This is a genomic window from Hydrogenophaga soli (assembly GCF_054777695.1).
On sequence record NZ_BAAHAK010000001.1, the window covers coordinates 283,239 to 305,288 of the forward strand.

At 65.4% G+C, this 22,050-nt stretch carries 21 protein-coding genes and 1 tRNA gene; 7 read left to right on the top strand and 15 right to left on the bottom strand.

Annotated features, from left to right (window positions below; all coding sequences use genetic code 11):
• Positions 1–32: 32 nt before the first annotated feature.
• The 3 genes from ACYVB7_RS01285 to ACYVB7_RS01295 all read right to left on the bottom strand — a co-directional run bounded on the left by ACYVB7_RS01285 (position 33) and on the right by ACYVB7_RS01295 (position 2,261).
• A complete protein-coding gene (locus tag ACYVB7_RS01285) occupies positions 33–707 on the bottom strand; it encodes a DJ-1/PfpI family protein (RefSeq protein ID WP_460504742.1) in 675 nt (224 codons plus the stop codon).
• A complete protein-coding gene (locus ACYVB7_RS01290; RefSeq protein WP_460504743.1) occupies positions 704–1,273 on the bottom strand; it encodes a cysteine hydrolase family protein in 570 nt (189 codons plus the stop codon). Before ACYVB7_RS01290 ends, ACYVB7_RS01285 begins: the two co-directional genes overlap by 4 nt.
• A 106-nt stretch (positions 1,274–1,379) precedes the next feature.
• A complete protein-coding gene (locus ACYVB7_RS01295; protein ID WP_460504744.1) occupies positions 1,380–2,261 on the bottom strand; it encodes an EamA/DMT transporter family protein in 882 nt (293 codons plus the stop codon).
• A 67-nt stretch (positions 2,262–2,328) separates the two neighbouring features.
• On the opposite strand from ACYVB7_RS01295, the gene ACYVB7_RS01300 reads away from it, so the two are divergent.
• Both ACYVB7_RS01300 and ACYVB7_RS01305 read left to right on the top strand, forming a co-directional pair.
• Positions 2,329–2,925, top strand: a complete 597-nt coding sequence (locus ACYVB7_RS01300; protein WP_460504745.1) for a MarR family winged helix-turn-helix transcriptional regulator — start codon at positions 2,329–2,331, stop codon at positions 2,923–2,925.
• Positions 2,926–3,097: 172 nt separating this feature from the next.
• Positions 3,098–4,852 (top strand): phospholipase D-like domain-containing protein, encoded by a 1,755-nt coding sequence (locus ACYVB7_RS01305; protein WP_460504746.1) that lies wholly within the window; start codon positions 3,098–3,100, stop codon positions 4,850–4,852.
• Here ACYVB7_RS01305 and ACYVB7_RS01310 read toward each other — a convergent pair.
• From ACYVB7_RS01310 to ACYVB7_RS01320, 3 genes are all read right to left on the bottom strand, one after another.
• Positions 4,849–5,160: an antibiotic biosynthesis monooxygenase family protein gene (locus ACYVB7_RS01310; RefSeq protein WP_460505110.1), complete on the bottom strand. Its 312-nt coding sequence runs from the start codon at positions 5,158–5,160 to the stop codon at positions 4,849–4,851. The genes ACYVB7_RS01305 and ACYVB7_RS01310 overlap by 4 nt on opposite strands.
• A gap of 122 nt (positions 5,161–5,282) precedes the next feature.
• On the bottom strand, positions 5,283–5,822 hold the full coding sequence (locus ACYVB7_RS01315; protein ID WP_460504747.1) for a cysteine hydrolase family protein: 540 nt from the start codon (positions 5,820–5,822) through the stop codon (positions 5,283–5,285).
• Between the two features lie 21 nt (positions 5,823–5,843).
• Positions 5,844–6,308 (bottom strand): VOC family protein, encoded by a 465-nt coding sequence (locus ACYVB7_RS01320; RefSeq protein WP_460504748.1) that lies wholly within the window; start codon positions 6,306–6,308, stop codon positions 5,844–5,846.
• A 503-nt stretch (positions 6,309–6,811) separates the two neighbouring features.
• Here ACYVB7_RS01320 and ACYVB7_RS01325 point away from each other — a divergent pair.
• The 3 genes from ACYVB7_RS01325 to ACYVB7_RS01335 are packed head-to-tail and all read left to right on the top strand — an operon-like array spanning position 6,812 to position 8,328.
• Complete coding sequence (locus ACYVB7_RS01325) at positions 6,812–7,234, top strand: hypothetical protein (RefSeq protein WP_460504749.1); 423 nt, start codon at positions 6,812–6,814, stop codon at positions 7,232–7,234.
• A gap of 20 nt (positions 7,235–7,254) precedes the next feature.
• On the top strand, positions 7,255–7,731 hold the full coding sequence (locus tag ACYVB7_RS01330; protein ID WP_460504750.1) for a helix-turn-helix domain-containing protein: 477 nt from the start codon (positions 7,255–7,257) through the stop codon (positions 7,729–7,731).
• An 18-nt stretch (positions 7,732–7,749) separates the two neighbouring features.
• The gene (locus tag ACYVB7_RS01335) at positions 7,750–8,328 is read left to right on the top strand and encodes an RES family NAD+ phosphorylase (RefSeq protein WP_460504751.1); all 579 of its coding nucleotides are present in this window, start codon (positions 7,750–7,752) and stop codon (positions 8,326–8,328) included.
• 65 nt (positions 8,329–8,393) lie between these two features.
• On the opposite strand, the gene ACYVB7_RS01340 is transcribed toward ACYVB7_RS01335, so the two are convergent.
• On the bottom strand, positions 8,394–8,882 hold the full coding sequence (locus tag ACYVB7_RS01340) for an Lrp/AsnC ligand binding domain-containing protein (protein ID WP_460504752.1): 489 nt from the start codon (positions 8,880–8,882) through the stop codon (positions 8,394–8,396).
• A 73-nt stretch (positions 8,883–8,955) separates the two neighbouring features.
• Here ACYVB7_RS01340 and putA point away from each other — a divergent pair, with 73 nt between their 5' ends.
• Positions 8,956–12,705 (top strand): trifunctional transcriptional regulator/proline dehydrogenase/L-glutamate gamma-semialdehyde dehydrogenase, encoded by a 3,750-nt coding sequence (gene putA / locus ACYVB7_RS01345; protein WP_460504753.1) that lies wholly within the window; start codon positions 8,956–8,958, stop codon positions 12,703–12,705.
• An 87-nt stretch (positions 12,706–12,792) separates the two neighbouring features.
• On the opposite strand, the gene ACYVB7_RS01350 is transcribed toward putA, so the two are convergent.
• Positions 12,793–13,638 carry a hypothetical protein gene (locus ACYVB7_RS01350; protein ID WP_460504754.1) on the bottom strand — a complete coding sequence of 282 codons (846 nt, stop codon included), beginning with the start codon at positions 13,636–13,638 and terminating at the stop codon, positions 12,793–12,795.
• A 101-nt stretch (positions 13,639–13,739) separates the two neighbouring features.
• Positions 13,740–13,813: transfer RNA gene (locus ACYVB7_RS01355), tRNA-Gly, on the bottom strand.
• Between the two features lie 141 nt (positions 13,814–13,954).
• Between ACYVB7_RS01355 and ACYVB7_RS01360 the strand changes: the two genes are divergently transcribed.
• Positions 13,955–15,562 carry a methyl-accepting chemotaxis protein gene (locus ACYVB7_RS01360; protein ID WP_460504755.1) on the top strand — a complete coding sequence of 536 codons (1,608 nt, stop codon included), beginning with the start codon at positions 13,955–13,957 and terminating at the stop codon, positions 15,560–15,562.
• Here the strand turns inward: ACYVB7_RS01360 and ACYVB7_RS01365 are convergent.
• From ACYVB7_RS01365 to ACYVB7_RS01390, 6 genes are all read right to left on the bottom strand, one after another.
• A complete protein-coding gene (locus ACYVB7_RS01365; protein WP_460504756.1) occupies positions 15,517–16,989 on the bottom strand; it encodes an NAD-dependent succinate-semialdehyde dehydrogenase in 1,473 nt (490 codons plus the stop codon). The genes ACYVB7_RS01360 and ACYVB7_RS01365 overlap by 46 nt on opposite strands.
• Positions 16,990–17,054: 65 nt before the next feature.
• Positions 17,055–18,011, bottom strand: a complete 957-nt coding sequence (gene speB / locus ACYVB7_RS01370) for an agmatinase (protein ID WP_460504757.1) — start codon at positions 18,009–18,011, stop codon at positions 17,055–17,057.
• Positions 18,004–18,867: an isocitrate lyase/PEP mutase family protein gene (locus ACYVB7_RS01375; protein WP_460504758.1), complete on the bottom strand. Its 864-nt coding sequence runs from the start codon at positions 18,865–18,867 to the stop codon at positions 18,004–18,006. Before ACYVB7_RS01375 ends, speB begins: the two co-directional genes overlap by 8 nt.
• A 5-nt stretch (positions 18,868–18,872) precedes the next feature.
• Positions 18,873–19,694, bottom strand: coding sequence for an ABC transporter permease (locus ACYVB7_RS01380; protein WP_460504759.1), 822 nt, complete (start codon positions 19,692–19,694; stop codon positions 18,873–18,875).
• Between the two features lie 7 nt (positions 19,695–19,701).
• Positions 19,702–20,955: an ABC transporter permease gene (locus tag ACYVB7_RS01385; RefSeq protein ID WP_460504760.1), complete on the bottom strand. Its 1,254-nt coding sequence runs from the start codon at positions 20,953–20,955 to the stop codon at positions 19,702–19,704.
• A 39-nt stretch (positions 20,956–20,994) separates the two neighbouring features.
• Positions 20,995–22,020, bottom strand: a complete 1,026-nt coding sequence (locus tag ACYVB7_RS01390) for an ABC transporter substrate-binding protein (protein WP_460504761.1) — start codon at positions 22,018–22,020, stop codon at positions 20,995–20,997.
• Positions 22,021–22,050 lie beyond the last annotated feature (30 nt).

Genomic DNA, 22,050 nt, shown 5'->3' on the forward strand with positions numbered 1-22,050 from the left:
GTGGCATGTTCAAGCGGGGCGTTTCGGTTGGTTCACGGTTGGGGCTGCCAACCGTACTCCATTTGGCGGGCAGTGCGCTGGGCCAGGGCCAAACCGTCCAGTCCGACCAACTGGGCCGATTGGGCCAACGTGGCCACGCGGTGCAGGCTCATGCCCATGCCCGCGCTGATGCCGGCCGAGGTGATGACGCGGCCCTGGTCCACCCACTGCACGCCGCCCACCACCTCCAGCGCGGGAAAACGCTGGCGCAGCTCGGCCTGGTCTTCCCAGTGGGTGGTGACCTTGCCTTTCAGCACCCCGGCGGCGGCCAGGATGAAGGCCCCCGTGCACACCGACGCGGTGAAGGGCGCTGCCGCATGCACGCGGCGCACCCAGTCCAGGGTGTGGGGGCAGGCCATGGCGGCGTCCACCACGCCGCCGGGCACCACCAGCAGGTCCACGCGCGGGCCTTGGGCGAGGTGGGTGGCAAAGTCCAGGTCGGGCAGCACCCGCAGGCCCGCTCGGGCGGTCACCGGGCTCAGGCTGCGGGCCACGGTGGTCACGCCGAACAGCGGCGGCTGGGCGGGTTGGCCCGCCTCGGCCTGCATGCGGGCCGCCACCCGGGCCGCGGTGGTGAACACCTCGAACGGTCCGGCAAAGTCCAGTGCCTCCATCTGGTCAAAGGCCAGCAGCACCACCTGGAAACGGGGGGCGGCGGGCGTGCTCATGCGGCGTCCTGGGCGCGGGCCAGCGCCTGTTCCACCGTGCACAGCGTGGCAAAGCGACCGGCCAGCACGGTGGCGGTGCGGGTCTTGATGTCGGCGGCGCAAAGCACCTGGCCGTCGGGCTGCACCATGTCGAAGGTGAGGGTGGCGTTGGTCACGTAGTCCACCGTCCAGCCCAGGTCGGAGGCGTGGCGGGTGGTGGTTTCGCAGCACTGCTCGGTGCGGATGCCGCTGACGATCAGCCGCCCGATGCCGCGCTGCGTCAGCCACACGTCCAGCCCCGTGCCCACCAGGGCGCTGTGGCGGTGTTTGGTGAAGGTGGTGGCGGCGCCAAAGCTGGTCAGTCCTTCCAGCGGGCGCACCAGGCCGCTGGCGGGGGCAAAGGGGTTGCCGGGTTCGTCGGGGCCGTCGGTGTGGAACACGCGCACCACCGGCACCCCGGCGGCCACGCAGCCCGCAATCAGGGCGTTCTGGGCCGCCAGGTAGGCGGGAATGTCGGCCTCGGTGGAATAGGGGCGGTGGCGGAAAGACTCTTGCACGTCGATCACGATCAGGGCACTGGCGGACATTTTCAGACCTCATGGTGGGTGGAACATGGGGTGGATTTTTCACTTTTTGCTCTGCCGACGCCGCTCGGCAACGGACGGGAATCGATCAATTCAGGACATTGATGCACTACCGCCGACTGCTGAGCTGCACCGCCAGCACGCTGCCCAGTACCAGGGCCATGCCCAGCAGACCGGTGGGTCCAAACGCCTGCCCCAGCACCACCCAGCCCAGCAGCACCGCGCACAGCGGGCTCAACAGCCCCAGCGACGCCACCGCCACCGAGGGCAGCCGCACCACCCCGCGGAACCACAGCGCGTACGACAGCAGCGCCCCCACCAGGCTCAGGTAGCCATATGCCGCCAGCTGTGTGGGTTGCAGCACGGGCAAGGGCGCATCCAGTGCCAGTGCGGCGGGCACCAACATCAGCCCGCCCAGCAGCAACTGCCAGCCCGTCAACGCCAGCACCGGCATGTCCAATTGCCACTTGCGGGTGAAATAGGTGCCGCTGGACATGCTGACCATGCCCCCCAGCGCCGCCAGCACGCCCCAGCCATCCCAACGCGACTGCGGCGACAGCAGCAGCAAGGCCGTGCCCACCACCCCCAGCAGCGCTGCGGCCAGCGTGGCCGGGCGGGGCCGCAAGCCGTCCCACGCCCAACCCAGCGCCAGCACAAACAGCGGAGCCAGCGCCCCCAGCACCGCCGCCAGCCCGCCCGGCAGCCGATACGCGGCCATGAACAACAACGCTTGGAAGGCGCCGATGTTCAATGCCGACAGCATCAGCAAGCGCCGCCACTGTGTCCGCTGCGGCCCGTGCCGAGTGGCCAGCACCAGCAACAACCCGGCTGGCAGCGCCCGCAGGCAGGCCGCCGTCCAGGGCCGGTCGGGCGGCAGCCATTGCGTGGTCACCAGGTAGGTGGAACCCCAGACCATCGGTGCCAGCGCGGTCAGCAGCACATCGCGCCAGGCGGATTCAGGGCGATGGTTGGGGACACGGGATGGCGTCATGTTGTTTTGAAATCAAGATAATTGGCTGACATTATCATCTTGATTTCGAGATAAGTGCCCGTTTCCCATGCCCAAAGCCCCACCGCCCGACCCACAACCCATCGCCGCGGAGGGGGACGCGGTCGACGCCATCCTGGCCCAATGGCAGCGCGAGCGCCCTGACCTGGACACCCGCCCCATGGGCCTGATCGGGCGCATCAAGCGCTGCGAGTTGCTGTTGCAGCGCGGCCTGGAGCCCGTGTTTGCCGCCCATGGCCTGGGCCGGTGGGAATTTGACGTGCTGGCCACCCTGCGTCGCTCGGGCGCGCCCTATGCCCTGACGCCCACGGCGCTGTTCTCGTCCATGATGGTCAGCTCGGGCACCATGACGCACCGCCTGCAACGCCTGGAAGCCGCTGGCTGGGTGCAACGCGAGGCCCACCCTGCCGACGCCCGCAGCCAATTGGTGGCCTTGAGCCCTGAAGGCTTGGCGCTGATCGACCGCGTGGTGACCGAGCACGTGGCCAACGAACACCGCCTTCTGGCCGCCCTCGGACCTGCTGAACAGCAAGCCCTCAACCAGGGCCTGGCACGTCTGCTGGTCGCACTGCAAGCCGATGGGAGCGCAGGCCGCACCCACCCCAGCCCGCTGTCGCGCAAGGCAGCCGGGCGGCGCGGGCGGTGACAGGCTTCAACAGGATCTAGCGCTTTATTTGAAAGCGCAAGTAGCTATTGAATAAATAGCTATGAGTTGCCCCGTGGCTTCGCGATTGCGCGTGTCACATTTTTCGGCAAAACTGTGTTCCCGTTGCTTGCGCCACGCCGCCAAGGCGCGCGCCACACAGGGGAGAACCATCATGCCGGTGAAGACCAACCTGCTTGTCAATTGCGACGATGCGCTGCTGTTCTGGCGCGTGGCGGCGCCGATTCCGGGATGCCTTGGCTTCGCGATCGACCGGGAACGGAAGCTGGCCGATGGTTCGGTCCAGACAGAGGTGCTCGACAACCGAATGGGTTTCAAGGCTGACAAGCCGCAACCGGGCGAACACCGGCCTTCGACCGAGTGGCCCTTGCAGCGGCTGTGGTGGACGGACCATGACGTGAATCTGGGCGACACGGTGCGCTACCGCGTTACCCCAATCGTGAAAGACGGCGACCAACTCAAACCGCTGGTGAAGGAGCGCAGCACCTGGACCCCCTGGGCCACGTTGGCCGGTGGCAAGCGGGATGGTTATGCGGCCTATTTCAACCGCGGCCTGGTGATCTCTCAGTTCATGGCGCGGTACCTGGAGCGGCTGCGTGTCTCCAAGGGCTTGGGCACGCGCAAGGAAGCGCTGAAGGCGTTCAAGGACAGCCTCGACGAGCACGAGCTCCCCATTCGCAAATTCCTCGCGGGTGCGTTGAGGACGGAGATGCTGGCCATTCTGGCGGACGCCAAGGCCAAGGGCAAGCAGGTCCATGGCGCGCTGTACGAGTTGGCCGACGATGAACTGGTCGACGCCCTGTGCGCGCTGGGGGCCAATGCCCACATCGTGCTGGCGAACGGGTCCATCACCAAGAAGGTGACCGAAACCACGGACCAGGCCCGGCAACGCGATGAGAACGCCCCAGCAAGGCAGGCGCTCAACCAGGCCGGTGTGGTGGTGCATGACCGCTTCATTTCACCGGGCGCGCTGGGGCACAACAAGTTTCTGGTGGTCTGCACCCCGGAGGGCAAGCCCGAAGCGGTGTGGACCGGCAGCACCAATTGGACGAGCACCGGGCTTTGCACCCAGACCAACAACGGATTGCTGGTGACGCATCACGGCTTTGCCCAGGCGTATTTCGACCAGTGGGAACGGCTGCGCGACGCCGGCAGCACGTTTCCAAAAGACCTGGTGGCCAGCAACAGCACCGCCAAGCCGATCAGGACCCACAAATCGTCAGCGGACATCTGGTTCAGCCGGACCAAAGGCAAGGTCGATCTTGTCGCGATCGACGATGCGATCAACGGCGCCAAGGACGGCGTGCTGTTCCTGATGTTTCAGCCCGGCGGCAGCGGGGCGCTCAAGACCATTCGCGACATGGCCAAGGCCAATCCAGCGCTGTATGTGCGTGGCGTGGTCAGCACACTGCCCAGTGACACCACCGATGAAAAAAGCGTGCTCAATGTCGATGTCCAAGCCGACCTGAAACGGCGGGCGATGACGCTGGACGTGGTTCAGCCGCGCGGTGTCAACGCGCTGGCCAACGGGGCGGCCACGGTGGCGCGCAACGAGTTCCTGACCATGCAGGGGGGCGTCATCGGCTTTGCCATCGTGCACTCCAAGGTGATCGTGATCGACCCGTTCACCCACCCGGTGGTCATCACCGGCAGCCACAACTTTTCCGGCAACGCCAGCACGGCGAATGATGAGAACTTCGTGATCGTGCGCGGCAACAAGGAGCTGGCGGCCAGTTACGCAGCACACATCATGGGTGTGTATGACCACTATCGCTGGCTGGCGCTGCTCGGCGACAAACAGGCCACGAAGGACACCCAATCGCTCACGGGCTACCTGGCGGAGTCTGATGCCTGGCTGGGCCGCAAGCTCACGTCAGCCTCCCGTGAGCTGAAGTTCTGGCTGGGTTAAGGCAACGCTGAACCAGGCCCCTGTGACAAGGGGATGGCATGTTGGGGTGGGGAGGCCAGCGGGTGCGGCACACCGCCATCGCCGTAGGTGTGTACCACCTGTGCAATCACCACCTGGTAACCCCGCAACCACCGGCCCTGCGCCTGCTTGGCCGCCAAGTGCGCGGGGTGGTGCATGAGTTGCTGCAAAGCTTCCATGCTGTGCCAGTAGTACACGTTGCTGATGAGCCCGGTGGCGGTGTTCTCCCACGCCTCTTCCCCCAGGTAACCGGGGATGGCGCGGGCCACCTCGGCAATGGTGGCGTCCAGCGCATGAAAGGCGTTGCCGTCCTCGCCCTTGGCAAACGTGAAGGTGGAGGTGTAAAAGTTTGAATAAAAAAATGGCTATAGTGCTTTTATATCAAGCGCAAGCAGCTATCAAAAAAGAAGCTTCAGGCCGCAAATTGCACCTGCGCCGCGGGCACCAGCGTCACCCGCGGGCCAAAGCTGCCGATGTTGGCCAGCGTGGTGTTGTGGTGGGCAGTGATCTGGGCGGCGCTCAGCGCCCCGTTGGCCACCGTGGTGTGGCCGTCGGACACCAGCGTCACCGGGTAGCCCAGCGCCAGGGCGCGGCGGGTGGTGGTGTCCACACAAAAGTCGCTCTGCATGCCGCACACCACCAAGTGGCGCACTCCGTGGCTTTGCAGCAGGGTGGGCAAGTCGGTGCGGTGGAAAGAATCGGGCGTGGTCTTGCGCACGCGCCAGTCGGCGGGCTGCACATCCAGCCCCTGCGCCAGTGCCCAGCCGGGCGAACCGTGGACAAACGGGCCGCTGGCCGTCTCGTGCTGGATCAGCACCACCGGCACCCCCGCCGCCCGTGCCCGGGCCGACACCTGGTTGATGCGCTCCACGGTGCCCGCGGCGTCGAAGGTGGCGTGCTCGCCGGAACACAGGGCTTGCTGAACGTCGATGATGAGGAGGGCGGTGGTCATGGGGCGTGTGTGTAGGGGGGATCAGGCGCGAACCGCCGCTTCAATGGCGGCCAAGTCAATCTTCTTTTGCTTCATCATCGCCGCCATGGCCTTTGCGCGCACTGCGGGGTCTGCCTTCAGGGTCAGCTCGGTCAGCCGCTTGGGGAACACCTGCCACGACACCCCAAAGCGGTCTTTCAGCCAACCGCAATGGCTTTCTTCACCCCCATGGGCGGTGAGGGCCGCCCAAAGCCGGTCGGTCTCGGCCTGGTCAGTTGTTTCCACCGAGATGGACGCCGCCTCGGTCAGCGTGAACATGGGCCCGGCATCCAGAATCTGGTAGGGCACCCCGCCCAGCGTGAAGTCGATCAACCACGAAGCCCCGTCGCCCGCAATGTCGTAGGTGGCCTCCACCCGGCTGCCCGGAATCAGGGTGCAGTAAAACGCGGCGGCCTCGCGGCCACGACCGTCACGGAACCACAGGCAGGTGCGGATGGTGTGGGTCATGGCGTGGCTCCTGATGGGGGTGGGTGGATCGCGGCAGTCTAAGGTGAAAAATGGCTCTGCCGCTTGATCTATATGGGTTGATTGCTATCAAATTAAATTGATAGCAATGTTTCCTTTGAAATCAAGCGGTGGAGGCTGTTTTTTTCTGAATTTCGGGGGTGCCCTGGGCGGGTGAGGGGGCTGGGTTGACTTGCTGTCGAACAGCTGCTTCAGCGGCAAACCAGGATAGGTGCTTACCCAGCCAGACCGTCAACCAACCAATGACGCTCAGCGAAGTGTTGTGTTGCTTCCAGTTGGTGGTGCGGCAACGAGCCTCACAGGGGCTGATATAGCAAACCTGCCGCTTGCTACGAACTGGTTTGTCCAACAACACAGTGCGAACTTGCCAAGCCTATCAAAAGCTACCAACTTAACGAAATTGACAAAACTCTCGAGGGCTGCGACAATCCGAGCACCTCAACAACCGACGCTAGCCGCTTCACCCCTAACCTAAAGCTCACACCATGGCCGTCGATGCACTATCACCACCCAACCTGATGCAATCGCTGCGAGAACGATTGATACAAGATGGATCTATCGTTCCTGACTCCAGTATCGAAAAACTTAAAGATAAGCTCAATAAAAAAGCACTTCCAATTGCTACTGCGGGTAGCGATATGTTAGATGAGATGAGAAAATCTTATCTGGATTATGCAATTGCCGTGATTGCTGGTCGCGCCATGGATTTGTTGTCGAAATATGAGTCCGAATCCTTTGGTGAAAAGCTAAGATATATTTGGGTTTTAAAATTTTCCTTGTTAATTAGTAAATTGAATAAATTTACTAATTTTTCATTCCTGACGTTAGTTCTGAGTGGTCGGGGTGCGCCGTTCGCGCGATGTGGTTTTTATTCTCCATTCAAGGAGAATATGAAAAATGCGCCATGAATGTGCTGGAAATAAATTAAATGTTGGCAAATTCACTAACTGATCTTTCTGCTCTGTATAAGACAGATGCCAAGAACAAAGCAGCGGGCAAGGCTGACCCGTATGCCACTGCCGCACAGTCTGTTGCGGTGTTGCGCTCAGGTGCGGAGTTCCGTAAAAACCGGATTGCCGCAGCTGACATGCTGACGACTGAAGAGGCTGCAGAGCTGACTGGCGTGTCGCGTGTAACGATTAATGCTTGGATCAAGCAAAACCGTTGCATTGGCATTGCTAACCTGCGCCGTGGTTTCAAGCTGCCTAAATGGCAATTTGAGCCACAGATCTTTGAGTTGATTCAGCCTCTGTTTGAAGCGCTGGGCACTACGGATGGCTGGAGCGTGCTGGCGTTCCTTGAAAACTCTCACGAGGCGCTTGACCGTCGGACACCTTTGGTGGCGTTGGAGCAGGGCGAATCTGCAGAGCGTATCTTGCAACTGGCGATGGCAGAAGGGCATTGAGATAGATGTTCTTCAAAAATGATTATTTCGGAAAAACAGGTCCCAAAAATTGAATTGCCCGCTGGGCAGATTTTTCATCGCGTGCAGCGCATTGCACCACGCAAGGGCAGTGTCAAAATCAATCGCATGATTCTGCCTCCAGCAGGCATCAAAGCGGGGCGGTTTTGTCTGGAGACTGGGGTGACGGCGTATCTGGCAGACAGTGCCGAAACGGCGTTGTATGAGGCAGTCTTCAGACGTGAACTTATCGCTTTCGTCGCCTTGGAGGATTTGCGGTTGAAGGCGTTGGCGACTTTTACATCCAAGAAGCCTTTGAGGCTGGTGGATTTGCGAGGGCTTGAGGAGCAGTACCCGGTGTTGCAGTCGCGGCGTATTCAGCATACGCAAGCATTTGCTGAGGAGTGTTTTGGGGGCAGCTATGACGGCATCCTGTACTCCTCAGTGCAGCATCCGCACCATGAGTGTGTTTGCCTGTTTGAGGCAGGAGTCAAGAAACTGGCCTTTGTTGAAGCTTGGCCTTTGGTGAAGCCAGACACAGACATTCTGCATGGCGCAGTGGTTGAGGCTGCGCGACGATCCGGGGTGGAAATCACCTGACGCGACTCAAAACCTTGGCGCTCGGATTCGCGCAGCAAGTTGTCGCTCCCGACGCGATTCCCCCCTCACAACGCCAACAGCGCCGACACCTTCACCTCCTCCATCACCGCATACGTGCGCGTTTCGCGCACGCCGGGCAGTTGCCACAGCACGTTGCCGGCAAATTCGCGGTAGCTGTTCATGTCGGCGGTGCGGGTCTTGATGAGGTAGTCAAAACCCCCGGCCACCATGTGGCACTCCTGGATTTCGGGGCGCACCTGCACGGCGGCCTTGAACTGTTCGAACACGTTGGGGCTGGTGCGGTCCAGCAGCACCTCCACAAACACCAGCATGCCCGCGCCCAGCTTGATGGGGTTGAGCCGGGCCTCGTAACCCAGGATGTAGCCCTCTCGCGTGAGGCGCTGCACCCGCGCCAGCACGGCGGTGGGCGACAGCGCCACCGCCTCGGCCAGCTTCAGGTTGCTGATGCGGCCGTCGCGTTGCAGCACGTCCAAGATGCGCAGGTCGATGCGGTCCAGCCCGTCGGGGGCGGAATGAAGTGTGGTGGGGCTCATGGCTGAATATTACTCGGCCATGCCATTCAATTTTGGTGAAAAACTCGGCCAGAAATTCGCATGATGGCGAGTCATGAGCACGCAAACCACCCCCCTCACTCCCGGCAACCACTTCACCCCCGGCGGCCCGCTGGCCGCCCGCACCCCGTTGCGCGAGGCCATGGCCCGCGCCACCCGCCTGCCCGAGCCCGAGGCGCTGGCCCCGCTGGTGGCGCTGGCGCAGCTGGACGCCCCCCTGGCCCAGCGCACCGACGCACTGGCCCGCCAACTGGTGCAGGGCCTGCGCCACGGCCCCGCGCAGGGCGGGCGCGCCGGGCGGGTGCAAAGCCTCATGCAGGAGTACGCCCTGTCCAGCGAGGAAGGTGTGGCCCTGATGTGCCTGGCCGAGGCGCTGCTGCGCATTCCCGACGCGGCCACGCGCGACGCCCTCATCCGCGACAAGATCGGCCATGGCGACTGGCAGCAGCACCTGGGCCGCAGCGATTCGCTGTTTGTCAACGCTGCCTCGTGGGGCCTGCTGCTCACCGGCAAGCTGGTGGCCACCCACCGCGAGGGGGCGCTGATGGACTCGCTCACCCGCCTGCTGGGCAAGAGTGGCGAGCCGCTCATCCGCAAGGGTGTGGACCTGGCCATGCGCATGCTGGGCGAGCAGTTCGTCACCGGTGAAACCATTGCCCAGGCCCTGGAGCGTGCCCGCGAGATGGAGGCCAAGGGCTTCCGCTACTCCTACGACATGCTGGGCGAAGCCGCACTCACGGAAGACGACGCCCAGCGTTACCTGCAAGCCTACGAGCAGGCCATTCACGCCATCGGGCGCAGTGCGCAGGGCGCGGGCGTGGTGGAGCGGGCGGGCATTTCCATCAAGCTGTCGGCCTTGCACCCACGCTACAGCCGCGCCCAGCACCAGCGCGTGTTGAACGAGCTGCTGCCCCGCGTGTTGCACCTGGCCCAACTGGCGCAGCACCACAACATTGGCCTGAACATCGACGCCGAAGAGGCCGACCGGCTCGACATTTCGCTGGACCTGCTGGAGGCCCTGTGCCTGGCCCCCGCCTTGCAAGGCTGGCAGGGCATTGGCTTTGTGATCCAGGCCTACCAAAAGCGCTGCCCCTTTGTGATCGACTGGGTGGTGGACCTGGCCCGGCGCACCGGCCACCGGCTGATGATCCGGCTGGTGAAAGGCGCGTACTGGGACAGCGAGGTCAAACGCGCCCAACTCGACGGGCAGGCCGACTACCCCGTGTACACCCGCAAGCACCACACCGATGTGTCGTACCTGGCCTGCGCCAAGAAGCTGCTGGCCGCGCCCGATGCGGTGTACCCCCAATTTGCCACCCACAACGCCCAGACCCTGGCCGCCGTGGTGCACGTGGCCGAGGCCGCGCTGGGCGCGTGGGCCCCAGGGCAGTACGAGTTCCAGTGCCTGCACGGCATGGGCGAGCCGCTGTACCTGCAGGTGGTGGGGGAGGGCAGCCTGCTCAACCGCCCCTGCCGCATCTACGCCCCGGTGGGCACCCACGAAACCCTGCTGGCCTACCTGGTGCGCCGCCTGCTGGAAAACGGGGCCAACAGCTCGTTTGTGAACCGCATGGCCGACGAAACCGTGTCGGTGGACGACCTGGTGCAAGACCCGGTGGCGCGCCTGCATGCCGAGGCTGCTCAGGGTGAACGCGGCCTGGGCCACCCGCACCCGCACATTCCGCTGCCTGCGGCGCTGTACGGCGCGGCCCGTGCCAACTCCACCGGGCCGGACCTGGCCCACGAACCCACGCTGCGCCACCTGGCCGCCCAAATGGCTGCCTGCAACACGCCGGTGCAGGTGGAGCCGCTGCTGGCGGTACCGGTTCCTGCACCCGCCATGGCGGTTGCGCAGCCCATCACCAACCCCGCCGACCATGCCGACGTGCTGGGCACGGTGCGGTATGCATCGGCCCCCGAGGTGGAGGCCGCCCTGCAAGCCGCCACCGACCATGCCGCGGCCTGGGCCGCCGTGCCCTCGGCGCAGCGCGCCGCCGTGCTGGAGCAAGCCGCCCACCTGCTGCAGGCCGACACCCCCCGTGCCATGGCCCTGCTGGTGCGCGAGGCGGGCAAAACCTGGGCGCACGCCGTGGCCGAGGTGCGCGAGGCGGTGGACTTTTTACGCTACTACGCCGCCCAGGTGCGGCGCGACTTCGACCCCGCCACCCACCGCCCGCTGGGCGCGGTGGTGTGCATCAGCCCGTGGAATTTCCCGCTGGCCATTTTCATGGGCCAGGTGGCCGCGGCGCTGGCCGCGGGCAACACCGTGCTGGCCAAACCCGCCGAGGCCACCCCCGCCATTGCCGCACTGGCCGTGCGCCTGCTGTGGCAGGCCGGGGTGCCGCCCGCCGCGGTGCAACTGCTGCCCGGCCTGGGCAAGGAGGTGGGCCAGCAACTGGTGGCCGACCCACGCACCCAGGGCGTGCTGTTCACCGGCTCCACCGAAACCGCCCGCGCCCTGCAGGCCACGCTGGCCCAGCGCCTGAACATCCATGGCCAGGCCGTGCCGCTGGTGGCTGAAACCGGGGGGCAGAACTGCATGGTGGTGGATTCGTCCGCCCTGCTGGAGCAGGTGGCCACCGACGCCGTGGCCTCCGCCTTTGAGGCCGCAGGCCAGCGCTGCTCGGCCCTGCGCGTGCTGTGCGTGCAAGAAGACGTGGCCGACCGCCTGCTGCACATGCTGAAAGGGGCCATGGCCGAAATCCGCATGGGCACCCCGGCCCAACTGCACACCGACATGGGGCCGGTGATCGACGCCCGCGCCCAGGCCACCATCGAAGCCCATGTGCAGCGCATGGCCCAGCAAGGCCGCAAGGTGCACCGCATGGCCCACCCCGCCAGCGTGGGCGACGGCACCTATGTGCTGCCCACCCTCATCGAGTTGCAAAGCCTCACCGAACTGGGCCGCGAGGTGTTTGGCCCCGTGCTGCACGTGGTGCGTTACCGCCGGGCCGAACTGCCCGCGCTGCTGGCGCAGATCAACGCCACCGGCTACGCCCTCACGCTGGGTGTGCATTCGCGCATCGACGAAACCATTGCCCAGGTGGTGGCCGCCACCCACGCGGGCAACGTGTACGTCAACCGCAACATGGTGGGCGCGGTGGTGGGCGTGCAACCGTTTGGCGGCGAGGGCCTGTCGGGCACCGGCCCCAAGGCGGGCGGGCCGCTGTACCTGCTGCGCCTGCTGGCCCACAGCCCCGACGACGCCGCACTGCGCAGCGTGCAGGCCAGCGGCGCGGTGGGCCTGCCCCAGCCCACCCCGGCCTTGGAGGCCCTGCACGATTGGGCCGCCCAGCACCACCGCCTGCCGCTGGCGCACCAGTGCGCCCGGTTGGCCGCTTGCAACCCTGCCGGGCTGGAGGCCGTGCTGCCCGGCCCCACGGGCGAGCGCAACGTGTACCGCGTGCAGCCCCGCCACCGCGTGGGGTGCGAGGTGGGGCCTTACCCTGGCGCAGAGGACGACCTGCTGGCCCAACTCGCCGCCGTGCTGGCGGTGGGCGCCCAGGCCGTGTGGGCTGACACGCATGCGGCGCTGCACCGGCAGTTGCCGCCCGCGGTGCAGGCCTGCATTCAGCTGTGCGCCGAGCGGCAAGTTCCGTTGGATGCTGCGCTGTGCCACGGCCACCCCGCCGACCACCTGCGCACCGCCCAGGCCCTGGCCCAGCGCCCCGGCCCCATCGTCACCCTCACCACTCTGCCACCCGGCAGCCCCGTGCCCCTGGCCCGGCTGGTGGCCGAACGCAGCATCAGCACCAACACGGCGGCAGCAGGCGGCAACGCCAGCCTGATGACGCTGGGGGCGTGACGGAGGTTTAAGAAAAAAATGGTCCTGGCGCTTTCAATGAAAGCGCTGGCAGCTATCAAATTTGATGCAACTTGCCCCCGGCTGGTTTCAGCAGGGGGCAACGCTCAGGGCGCTGCCCACGGCTTCGAACACCCGACTGAGCACCTCGGCGGTGACACGGCCTTGGTTGAAGACAAGGTCGCTCAAAAATGCAAACACCAGGGCCATGTAGCCCACATAGGCCCACCCGGCAAAGTCGTTGAACAGCAGGGTGTGGAGCCAGTCTTGCTGGAACAGGTAAAGGTAGCTCGTCAGGCCCGACGCCCCCATCAGCACGCCAGCCACCGGCAGCAGGTGCAACCCCGCTTTGCGCCGCAGCAGCACGGCGGCCATGAGGAAGGCAAACACCGCCGCATGGGTGGCCGTGAAAATGCGGAACTCCCGTGTCAGCTGGGTGGCGGTTTCCATGTATCGGGCGCGAATCAGCTGGTTCAAACGGGCTTGCGCTTGGGATGCGGCGCCCATTTGCGACTCGTAACCCTTGCGGATGCTGTCCTCAATGGGCTTTCGGCACTCGCAATCAAGGTCTTGCATGTCGGCAATGACCTTGGCCACGTGTTCGGGCAGATGTGCTGACAACTGGCGTTGCGCCTGGGCCAGTTCTTCGCGATGTTCCTGGGTGGCTTGCTCGGCCCGCTTCATGAGCGCGTTGTTGTCCAACGATTCGATCTGCTGGTGGACCTTCTTTTCCACCTGAAGGCGTATCAGCTCCCTTGCGGTGTGCTCAACCCACCCCGGGCTGATGAGCGACGCCACGAACGCCGTGCCAAACAAGGCCAAACCGACAACGCCAAAGGCCAGTACTGCGGCGCGCAAAAACGAATGGTTCATCAGCAGTGCAGCGGCAAAGGCCAATGCCCTCGGGCGGGTTGGGTGCTGGGCGGGCTCAGACATGGTGGGGCAGGGGGGGCTGTTCGTCTTCGGGCTGCAGTTCAGAGCAGCGCAGGCCCAACAAAAAACCCGCTGACCAGGCACTGGGCAGCGGGTTGGAATGCTGGAGCGGGTGATGGGAATCGAACCCACGTTATTTGCTTGGGAAGCAAGAGTCCTACCATTGAACGACACCCGCAGCGGGGCGGATTGTAGCGCCCTTGACAACCGCCCTGGCGCAGTCGCCTTGCCATGGTGTTGACACCGCGCTGTCGCCAGGGTGTCACGTCCGCTGGCCACACTGCCGCCCGTTGGCCCGCGGGTGGGCCAGGAGGGTGTGATGCTCAGACGTTTTTCCATCGGGCACCGGTTGCAGGTGTGTTTTGTGTGTCTGCTGTTCATCCTGCTGGGGGTGGCGGCAGCCGGGCTGCTGGCGGTGAGGCACATGGCCGACAACCTGCGGGTGGTGTACGAGGAGCGGGCCGTTCCGGTGGAGCTGGTGTTTCGCCTCAATGACCTGTTGCAGCGCAACCGGGTGCTGGTGATGGACATGCTGATCAACCCCAGCACCTCCAACGTCAACACCCTGCTGGCCGAGTTCACGCGCAACACCACCGATGCCGAGCAGGCCCTGGCGCGTTACCGCGAGATTGCCCGCACGCCCGATGTGGAGCAGCTGTTTGCCGACTTCGACACCGCCCGCCAGCGCTACCTGCAAGACGGTTTGCTCAAGGCCCGCGAGGCCATGGAAAAAGGGGACTTTGACGAGGTGCAGTTCATCTACCTCAACCAGATCACGCCGCTGGCCGCGCCCCTGAAAACGGCGCTCCTGGCGCTGACGCAGCGGCAGGTGGCCCAGGCCGGTGAGGACTATGCCGCCGCCAAGGACCAGTCCGAAGCCGTCACCCGGCTGGTGCTGGGCCTGCTGGGGGTTGGGGTGTTGCTGGGGGCGGGCTTGGCGTGGGGCGTGACGCGCTCCATCACCCACCCCATGGCATGGGTGGACACCCTGGCCAACCGCGTGGGGGAGGGCGATTTGACGGGCTTTCCGGCGCAGGTGGGCAAGGACGAAATGGCCCGCCTGAGCCAGTGCCTGGACCGCATGCGCCATCGGCTGGCCGAGATCGTGGTCCAGGTGCGGGAGGGCAGCCTGCTCATCGCCCATGGGTCGGGGGAGATTTCCCACGGGGTGGGGGACTTGTCTCGCCGCACCGAGCAGCAGGCCGCCAGCCTGCAGCAGGCCAATGCGTCATTGGAAGGTTTGTTGCAGGGCACCCACCAGCACGCGCAGGTGACCCAGCAGGCCCGCAGCCTCACGCGGCAGGCGTCAGACCAGGCGCTGGAGAGTGGCGAGGCGGTGGGCCGCCTGGTGGCGCAGATCGGCACGGTGCACGAGCGCAGCCAGCGCATCACCGACATCACCTCGGTCATCGACAGCATTGCGTTCCAGACCAACATCCTGGCGCTCAACGCGGCGGTGGAGGCGGCGCGGGCCGGAGAGCAGGGCCGCGGGTTTGCCGTGGTGGCGCAGGAGGTGCGAACGCTGGCCCAGCGCAGCGCAGCCGCGGCGGCCGAAATCAAGCTGCTGGTCACCGATGCGGTCACGTCGGTGGAGCGGGTCACGGCCATGGCCGACGGCGCGGGGCAAACGGTGCAGGCCATCGTGGCCCATGTGGCGTCGGTGGATCAGCTCATGAGCCACCTGAGCGAGGCCAGCGCACGCCAGTCGCAGGAGCTGACGCACATCAGCCAGGCCATGGCGCTCATCGACCAGATGACGCAGCAGAACGCCGCGCTGGTGGAAGAAAACGCCGCCGCCACGCTCAGCCTCAAAAAAGAGGCCACCGAGCTGGATGCGCTGGTGGCCTCGTTCCGGTTGGATGGTCCCGCCGGGACCGGGGATCACTTGAGGATGTCGCCCACGCAGACGTACTTGATTTCCACGTAGTCGTCCATGCCGTGGTGCGAGCCTTCGCGGCCCAGGCCGGATTGCTTCACGCCGCCAAAGGGCACGTGTTCGGTGGCCAGAATGCCCACGTTCACGCCCACCATGCCGTATTCCAGCGCCTCGCTCACGCGCCAGATGCGGCCCACGTCGCGGCTGTAGAAGTAGCTGGCCAGGCCGAATTCGGTGTTGTTGGCGGCGTCAATGGCTTCCTGCTCGGTCTCGAACTTGAACACCGGGGCGAAGGGGCCAAAGGTTTCCTCCTTGGCGCACAGCATGTCGGCGGTGGCGTCGGCCACCACGGTGGGTTCGAAGAACTGACCCTCCAGGCGCTTGCCACCCACCATCAAACGGGCACCCTTCGCAACAGCGTCGGACACATGGCGCTCTACTTTTTGAAGTGCAGCCTCTTCGATCAGCGGGCCCTGGTTCACGCCGTCTTCAAAGCCGTTGCCCACCTTGGCGGTTTTGACTTTGGCGGCAAATTTGGTCACGAACTCGTCGTACACGCCGCTTTGCACGTACAGGCGGTTGCTGCACACGCAGGTCTGGCCGGCGTTGCGGTATTTGCTGGCAAAGGCACCTTCCACGGCGCTGTCGATGTCGGCGTCGTCAAACACGATGAAGGGCGCGTTGCCGCCCAGCTCCAGCGACAGCTTCTTGACCGTGGGCGCGCTTTGCGCCATGAGGATGCGGCCCACTTCGGTGGAGCCGGTGAAGCTGATGTGGCGCACCACATCACTGGCGCAGAACACCTTGCCCACGGCAATGCTGTTGCTGGCATCGGCGGTGACGAGGTTGAACACCCCCGCCGGAATGCCTGCGCGAATGGCCAGCTCGGCCGCGGCCAGCGCGGTCAGCGGGGTGAGTTCGGCGGGTTTGATGATGACGGGGCATCCGGCGGCCAGGGCCGGGGCCACCTTGCGGGTGATCATGGCCAGCGGGAAGTTCCACGGCGTGATGGCGGCGCACACGCCGATGGGCTGGCGCAGCACCAGCAGGCGGCGGTTGTTGTCGAACTGGGGCAGGGTTTCGCCGTTGACGCGTTTGGCTTCTTCGGCAAACCACTCCACAAAGCTGGCGCCGTAGGCCACTTCGCCCTTGGCTTCGGCCAGGGGCTTGCCTTGTTCGGCGGTCATGATGCGGCCCAGGTCGTCCTGGTTGGCCATGAGCAGGTCGAACCACTTGCGCAGGATGATGCTGCGCTCCTTGGCCGTCTTGCTGCGCCATGCGGGCCAGGCTGCGTTGGCGGCGGCAATGGCGGCTTCGGCGTCGGCGGGGCCCAGGTTGGCCACGTCGGCCAAGTGGGCGCCGGTGGCGGGGTCGGTCACGGCAAAGCGGCTGGTGCCGGCCACCCATTGCCCGTTGATCAGGGCGTCGGTCTTGAGCAGGCTGGGGTCTTTCAGCAGGGACAGGGGAGATGCGGTCATGGGAGTCTCTCGGGTGGAGGTGTAGAGGTCGGGTTCAGTGTAGGCCGGGTGGTGTGACCGGGGCGTTACCGGTGGGTCACGCCGGGCAGGGCGCACAGCATTTCAAACAGCAGGTTGGCCCCCAGCAGGGCGGTGTTGCCGCTGGGGTCATAGGGGGGCGAGACTTCGACCAGGTCCGCACCCACCAGGTTCAATCCGCGGCAGCCGCGCACGATTTCCAGGGCCTGCAGCACCGACAGGCCGCCCACTTCGGGCGTGCCCGTGCCCCCGGCGTAGGCGGGGTCGATGCCGTCGATGTCAAAGCTGAGGTAGGTGGGAGTGTCGGGGCCGATGGCCTCGCGGATGCGGGCCATCAAGGGGCTGAGCGACTGCCACCACACCTCGTGCGCGGGCACGAGGGTGAAGCCTTGCTGGCGGGGCCAGTCAAAGTCTTCGGCGCTGTAGCCGCTGCCGCGCAATCCGATCTGCCACACCTTGTGGCCGATCAGCAGCCCTTCCTCCACCGCACGGCGAAACGGGGTGCCGTGGGCGATGCGCTCGCCAAACATGTCGGGGTTGACGTCGGCATGGGCGTCCACATGGATCAGCGCCACCGGGCCGTGTTTTTCCCTCAGGGCCCGCAGGATGGGCAGGGCAATGGTGTGGTCACCGCCCAGGGTGAGGGGGATGCAGCCCGCCGCCAGCACCTCGCGGTAGTGCGCGGTGATGATGTCCACCGACTTGCCCAGGTTGTAGGTGTTGATGGGCACGTCGCCCAGGTCGGCCACCTGCAGGGAATCGAACGGGGCCGCCCCGGTGGCCATGTTGTAGGGGCGGATCAGGCAGGACTCGGCCCGGATCTGCCGTGGCCCGAAGCGGGTGCCCGGGCGGTGGCTGGTGCCAATGTCCAGCGGAATGCCGATGAAGCCCACGTCCAGCCCCTCAGGGCTGGTGGCATGGGGCAGGCGCATCATGGTGGCGATGCCGCCAAAGCGCGGCATGTCGTTGCCGCCCAGGGGTTGGTTGAAGGCTGGATCAGTCATGGACAGGTTGTGCAAAAAAGGCGCTCAGCTCGTCGTCGGGGATTTGTTGCGCGGCGTAGCTGAACGTGCCTGCGTTTCGAATTTCCTGCCCTGCGCTTCGCAGCACGCCCAGGCAAGTGCGCGCCAGGCTGCCCCCCGTGCTGATGCGGCGAACACCCCATCGGGCCAGTTGCTCAACGGTCAGCAGCGAGCCGGTGAGGCCCATGACCACATTGATGGGGTGCTGAACCGCCTGAACCAGGGTGGTGATGCTGTGTTCGTCACTCACACCGGGCACAAACAGGCAATCCGCGCCCGCGTCGCGGTATTGGCGGCAGCGCCGAATGCTTTCGTTCAACGCGTCGGGGTGCTTGACCAGGAACGCGTCGCACCGGGCGGTCAGGGTGAAGGGTGTGTCCGTGGCATCGGCGGCCTGCCGGGCGGCAGCCACCCGTTGCGCCGCCTCATCGAGGCTGAACAACGGGGCATGGGCATGGCCTGTGGCGTCCTCGATGTTGGCCCCTGAAGCTCCGGCTTGAATCACCCGCCGGATGGTGTCGGCCACCTCGGTGGCGTTGTGGCCGTAACCCGATTCCAAGTCGGCGTTGACGGGGATTCGAACGGCACGGGCGATCCGTTGAATGGCGTCCAGCATCTGGTCACGACCGAGGGCATTGGCCCCATCAGGACACCCCATGGAGAACGCAATGCCCGCGCTGGTGGTGCCCAGGGCGGGGAAACCTTCCGCCTCCAGCAGCCGTGCGCTGCCGGGGTCCCAGGCGTTGGGCATCACCCAGGTGCCTTGACGGTGCAGTTCGCGCAGCCTGCGGCCACGCGCCAGCATGGCCTCAGGCGGCACGGGGGGGAACAAACCCATGGCGGTCACTTGCGGCGTCCGCGCAGCCATTCCATCACCAGCAGCAGGCTGGTGGTGAACAGGATGAGCAGCGTGGCCACGGCGGCGATGGTGGGGGAGATGTTCTCGCGGATGCCGGTGAACATCTGGCGCGGCAGCGTGGTCTGGTCGGCCCCGGCCAGGAACAGGGTGACCACCACCTCGTCGAACGAGGTGGCAAAGGCGAACAGTGCTCCGGAGATGACACCGGGGGCAATCACCGGCAGGGTGATGCGGAAGAAGGTGCGCAGCGGCGTTTCGCCCAGGCTGAGCGAGGCGCGGGTCAGGTTGTGGTTGAAGCCGGTCAGCGTGGCCAGCACGGTGGTCAGCACGAAGGGGGCGCCCAGCGCGGCGTGCACCACGATGAGGCCGATGTAGGTGTCGGCCAGGCCCAGCGGCGCAAAGAACAGGTAGGCGGCCACGCCCACCACCACGATGGGCACCACCATGGGCGCAATGAGCACGCTCATCAGCAGGCCCTTGAAGGGGAAGTCGGCCCGCGACAGGCCCACGGCGGCCAGGGTGCCCAGCGCGGTGGCGATGACGGTGGCCGCCGGGGCGACGATGAAGCTGTTCTTGGCGGCGCGCACCCATTCTTCGGAATGGAAGAGGTTGTCGTACCACTTCAGCGACCAGCCTGGGATGGGGTAGGTCAGGAAGGAGCTGTCGGAGAACGACAGCGGAATCATCACCAGGATGGGGATGAGCAGGTACACCAGCACGGCCACGCACAGGGCGCGCACCGCCCACCAGATGGCTTTTTCGGGCAGCGAGGTGTACAGGGGGAATTGGGGCAGCAGGTGTTTCATGGTCGGGTCAGCTCAGGCTGAGTTCGGCGCGGCTGAAGCGGCGGTACACGGCGTACAGCACCAGGGTGGCGGTCAGCAGCAGGGCCCCCAGGGCGCAGGCCATGCCCCAGTTGATTTCCACGTTGGTGTAGCGGGCGATGTAGTAGCTCAGCATCTGGTCGTCGGCACCGCCCACCAGTGCGGGGGTCACGTAGTAGCCGATGGACAGGATGAACACCAGCAGCGCGCCAGCGCCCATGCCGGGGTAGGTCTGAGGCACGTACACGCGCCAGAAGGCGGCCATGGGCGTGCTGCCCAGCGACACGGCGGCGCGCTGGTAGGTGGGGGGCACGCTTTTCATGACGCTGTACAGCGGCAGGATCATGAAGGGCAGCAGGATGTGCACCATGGCAATGACCACGCCGGTGCGGTTGAACAGCAGCTCCAGCGGTGCGTCGATCAGGCCGGTGGCGATCAGCCCCCGGTTGACCAGGCCTTCGGACTGCAACAGCACCATCCATGCGGCCACGCGCACCAGGATGGAGGTCCAGAAGGGCACCAGCACCAGGATCATGAGCACGTTGGCGGCGCGGTCGCTCAGGCTGGCCAGCCACCAGGCCAGCGGGTAGCCCAGGATGAGGCAGCACAGGGTCACCACCAGGCTGATCTGGAAGGTGCGGATCAGGATGCCGCCAAAGGCCCGCTGGTCTTCGGGCATGCGTTCGATGTGGCCTTGCACGTCACGGCGCAGGTCCACGGAGGCCAGCAGGTAGTCGGGGGTCCAGCGCGATCCGTTCTTGGCAATGGCCGACCAGAACGGCACCTGGTCCCAGCGCGGGTCGGCCTGGATGAGCCGCTCGCGGATGTGTTCGGGGCTGCCCTCGATGGGCAGGCTTCGGTAGGCCCCCATGATGAGGGAGCGGGCACCGGCCACCTCGGTGTTGAGGCGGCGGGCCAGGGCACCGGCATCGGAGCTGTCGGGCAGCTGGGACAGGTCGGCCACCAGCGCCGCGTAGGCGGCGGGGGAGGGGCTTTCCTGCCCCCGCCAACCTTCCAGCGCGACCACCGTTCGGGGCAAGGCCCGGGCCACTTCCGGGTTTTCCACGGCGCGTTGCAGCAGCGTGACGATGGGCACCAGCAGGGTCATCAGCAAGAAGACCAGCAGGGGCATGGTCAGGCCAAAGGCCTTCCATTGCCGACCGGCCTGGGCTCGGGCCAAGGACTTGCGAAGCGCGCCGGCATCCAGCGGCACGGCGGGAGAAACACCAGAAAGTGAGGCCATGGGCTTGGTTCTTCGTGAACGGGGGTCAGTGGGCTGCGCTTACTGGGTGGCCCAGGCGGCGAAGCGCTTCTCCAGCGCTTCACCCTGGTCGGCCCAGAAGTTCACGCTGAACTGAATGGCTTCCTTGGCGTTGGAGGCGGAGGTGGGCAGGTCGTCCAGCACCTTCTTGTCCAGGCTGGCCAGGGCCTTCATGTTGGTGGGGCCGTAGGCGATGTTCTTGGCGTACACGGCCTGGTTGTTGGCGGTCAGACCGAAGGCGATGAACTTCAGGGCCAGGTCCTTGTTGGGGGCACCCTTGGGGATCATCCAGTAGTCCAGGTCATAGATGCCACCGGGCCAGTAGATCTTGAGGTTGCGGCCTTCGCGGTTGGCAGCGTCGATGCGGCCGTTGTACACGGTGGACAGCACCACGTCACCGGCCACCAGGAACTGGGGCGCCTGGGCACCGGCTTCCCACCATTGGATGCTGGGCTTGAGTTCGGTCAGCTTCTTGAAGGCGCGGTCAGCCCCTTCCTTGGTGGCCAGCACCTTGTACACGTCGGCGGGCTTGACACCGTCGGCCATCAGGGCGAATTCGAGGTTGTAGCGGGCGCCCTTGCGCATGCCGCGCTTGCCAGGGATCTTCTTGGTGTCGAAGAAGTCGGCCCAGCTGGTGGGGGCGGTTTTCAGCTTGTCGCCGTTGTAGGCCATGACGGTGGACCACACGAAGATGCCGATGCCGCATTCGGTCACGGCAGCGGGCAAGAAGTCGGCCTTGTTGCCGATCTTGCTGTAGTCCAGCTTTTCGTACAGGCCTTCGTCGCAGCCGCGCACGGCGTCGGGCGATTCAACTTCCACCACGTCCCAGGTGACTTTCTTGGTTTCCACCATGGCCTTGACCTTGGCCTGCTCGCCGTTGTACTCAACGGGGATCACCTTGGTGCCGGTGGCCTTTTCGAAGGGCTCGTAGTAGGCCACTTTCTGGGCGTTGGCATTGGCACCGCCGAAGTTGACGATGGTCAGCTGCTGGGCGCTGGCCAGGCCGGCGGCCAGGGTGCACACGGCGGCAACGAGGGTTTTTTTCATGGGACGGTTCTCCTTGGAGAGGTTGGCACA

Excerpts from the sequence above, each read along its gene's own strand:
- ACYVB7_RS01390 (WP_460504761.1), bottom strand. The coding sequence starts at position 22,020 with ATGAAAAAAACCCTCGTTGCCGCCGTGTGCACCCTGGCCGCCGGCCTG.
- ACYVB7_RS01290 (WP_460504743.1), bottom strand. The coding sequence starts at position 1,273 with ATGTCCGCCAGTGCCCTGATCGTGATCGACGTGCAAGAGTCTTTCCGC.
- ACYVB7_RS01385 (WP_460504760.1), bottom strand. The coding sequence starts at position 20,955 with ATGGCCTCACTTTCTGGTGTTTCTCCCGCCGTGCCGCTGGATGCCGGC.
- speB (WP_460504757.1), bottom strand. The coding sequence starts at position 18,011 with ATGACTGATCCAGCCTTCAACCAACCCCTGGGCGGCAACGACATGCCG.
- ACYVB7_RS01380 (WP_460504759.1), bottom strand. The coding sequence starts at position 19,694 with ATGAAACACCTGCTGCCCCAATTCCCCCTGTACACCTCGCTGCCCGAA.
- ACYVB7_RS01305 (WP_460504746.1), top strand. The coding sequence starts at position 3,098 with ATGCCGGTGAAGACCAACCTGCTTGTCAATTGCGACGATGCGCTGCTG.
- ACYVB7_RS01375 (WP_460504758.1), bottom strand. The coding sequence starts at position 18,867 with ATGGGTTTGTTCCCCCCCGTGCCGCCTGAGGCCATGCTGGCGCGTGGC.
- ACYVB7_RS01365 (WP_460504756.1), bottom strand. The coding sequence starts at position 16,989 with ATGACCGCATCTCCCCTGTCCCTGCTGAAAGACCCCAGCCTGCTCAAG.
- ACYVB7_RS01325 (WP_460504749.1), top strand. The coding sequence starts at position 6,812 with ATGGCCGTCGATGCACTATCACCACCCAACCTGATGCAATCGCTGCGA.
- ACYVB7_RS01285 (WP_460504742.1), bottom strand. The coding sequence starts at position 707 with ATGAGCACGCCCGCCGCCCCCCGTTTCCAGGTGGTGCTGCTGGCCTTT.
- ACYVB7_RS01295 (WP_460504744.1), bottom strand. The coding sequence starts at position 2,261 with ATGACGCCATCCCGTGTCCCCAACCATCGCCCTGAATCCGCCTGGCGC.
- ACYVB7_RS01350 (WP_460504754.1), bottom strand. The coding sequence starts at position 13,638 with ATGTCTGAGCCCGCCCAGCACCCAACCCGCCCGAGGGCATTGGCCTTT.
- ACYVB7_RS01300 (WP_460504745.1), top strand. The coding sequence starts at position 2,329 with ATGCCCAAAGCCCCACCGCCCGACCCACAACCCATCGCCGCGGAGGGG.
- ACYVB7_RS01360 (WP_460504755.1), top strand. The coding sequence starts at position 13,955 with ATGCTCAGACGTTTTTCCATCGGGCACCGGTTGCAGGTGTGTTTTGTG.
- putA (WP_460504753.1), top strand. The coding sequence starts at position 8,956 with ATGAGCACGCAAACCACCCCCCTCACTCCCGGCAACCACTTCACCCCC.
- ACYVB7_RS01330 (WP_460504750.1), top strand. The coding sequence starts at position 7,255 with ATGTTGGCAAATTCACTAACTGATCTTTCTGCTCTGTATAAGACAGAT.
- ACYVB7_RS01315 (WP_460504747.1), bottom strand. The coding sequence starts at position 5,822 with ATGACCACCGCCCTCCTCATCATCGACGTTCAGCAAGCCCTGTGTTCC.
- ACYVB7_RS01335 (WP_460504751.1), top strand. The coding sequence starts at position 7,750 with ATGATTATTTCGGAAAAACAGGTCCCAAAAATTGAATTGCCCGCTGGG.
- ACYVB7_RS01340 (WP_460504752.1), bottom strand. The coding sequence starts at position 8,882 with ATGAGCCCCACCACACTTCATTCCGCCCCCGACGGGCTGGACCGCATC.
- ACYVB7_RS01320 (WP_460504748.1), bottom strand. The coding sequence starts at position 6,308 with ATGACCCACACCATCCGCACCTGCCTGTGGTTCCGTGACGGTCGTGGC.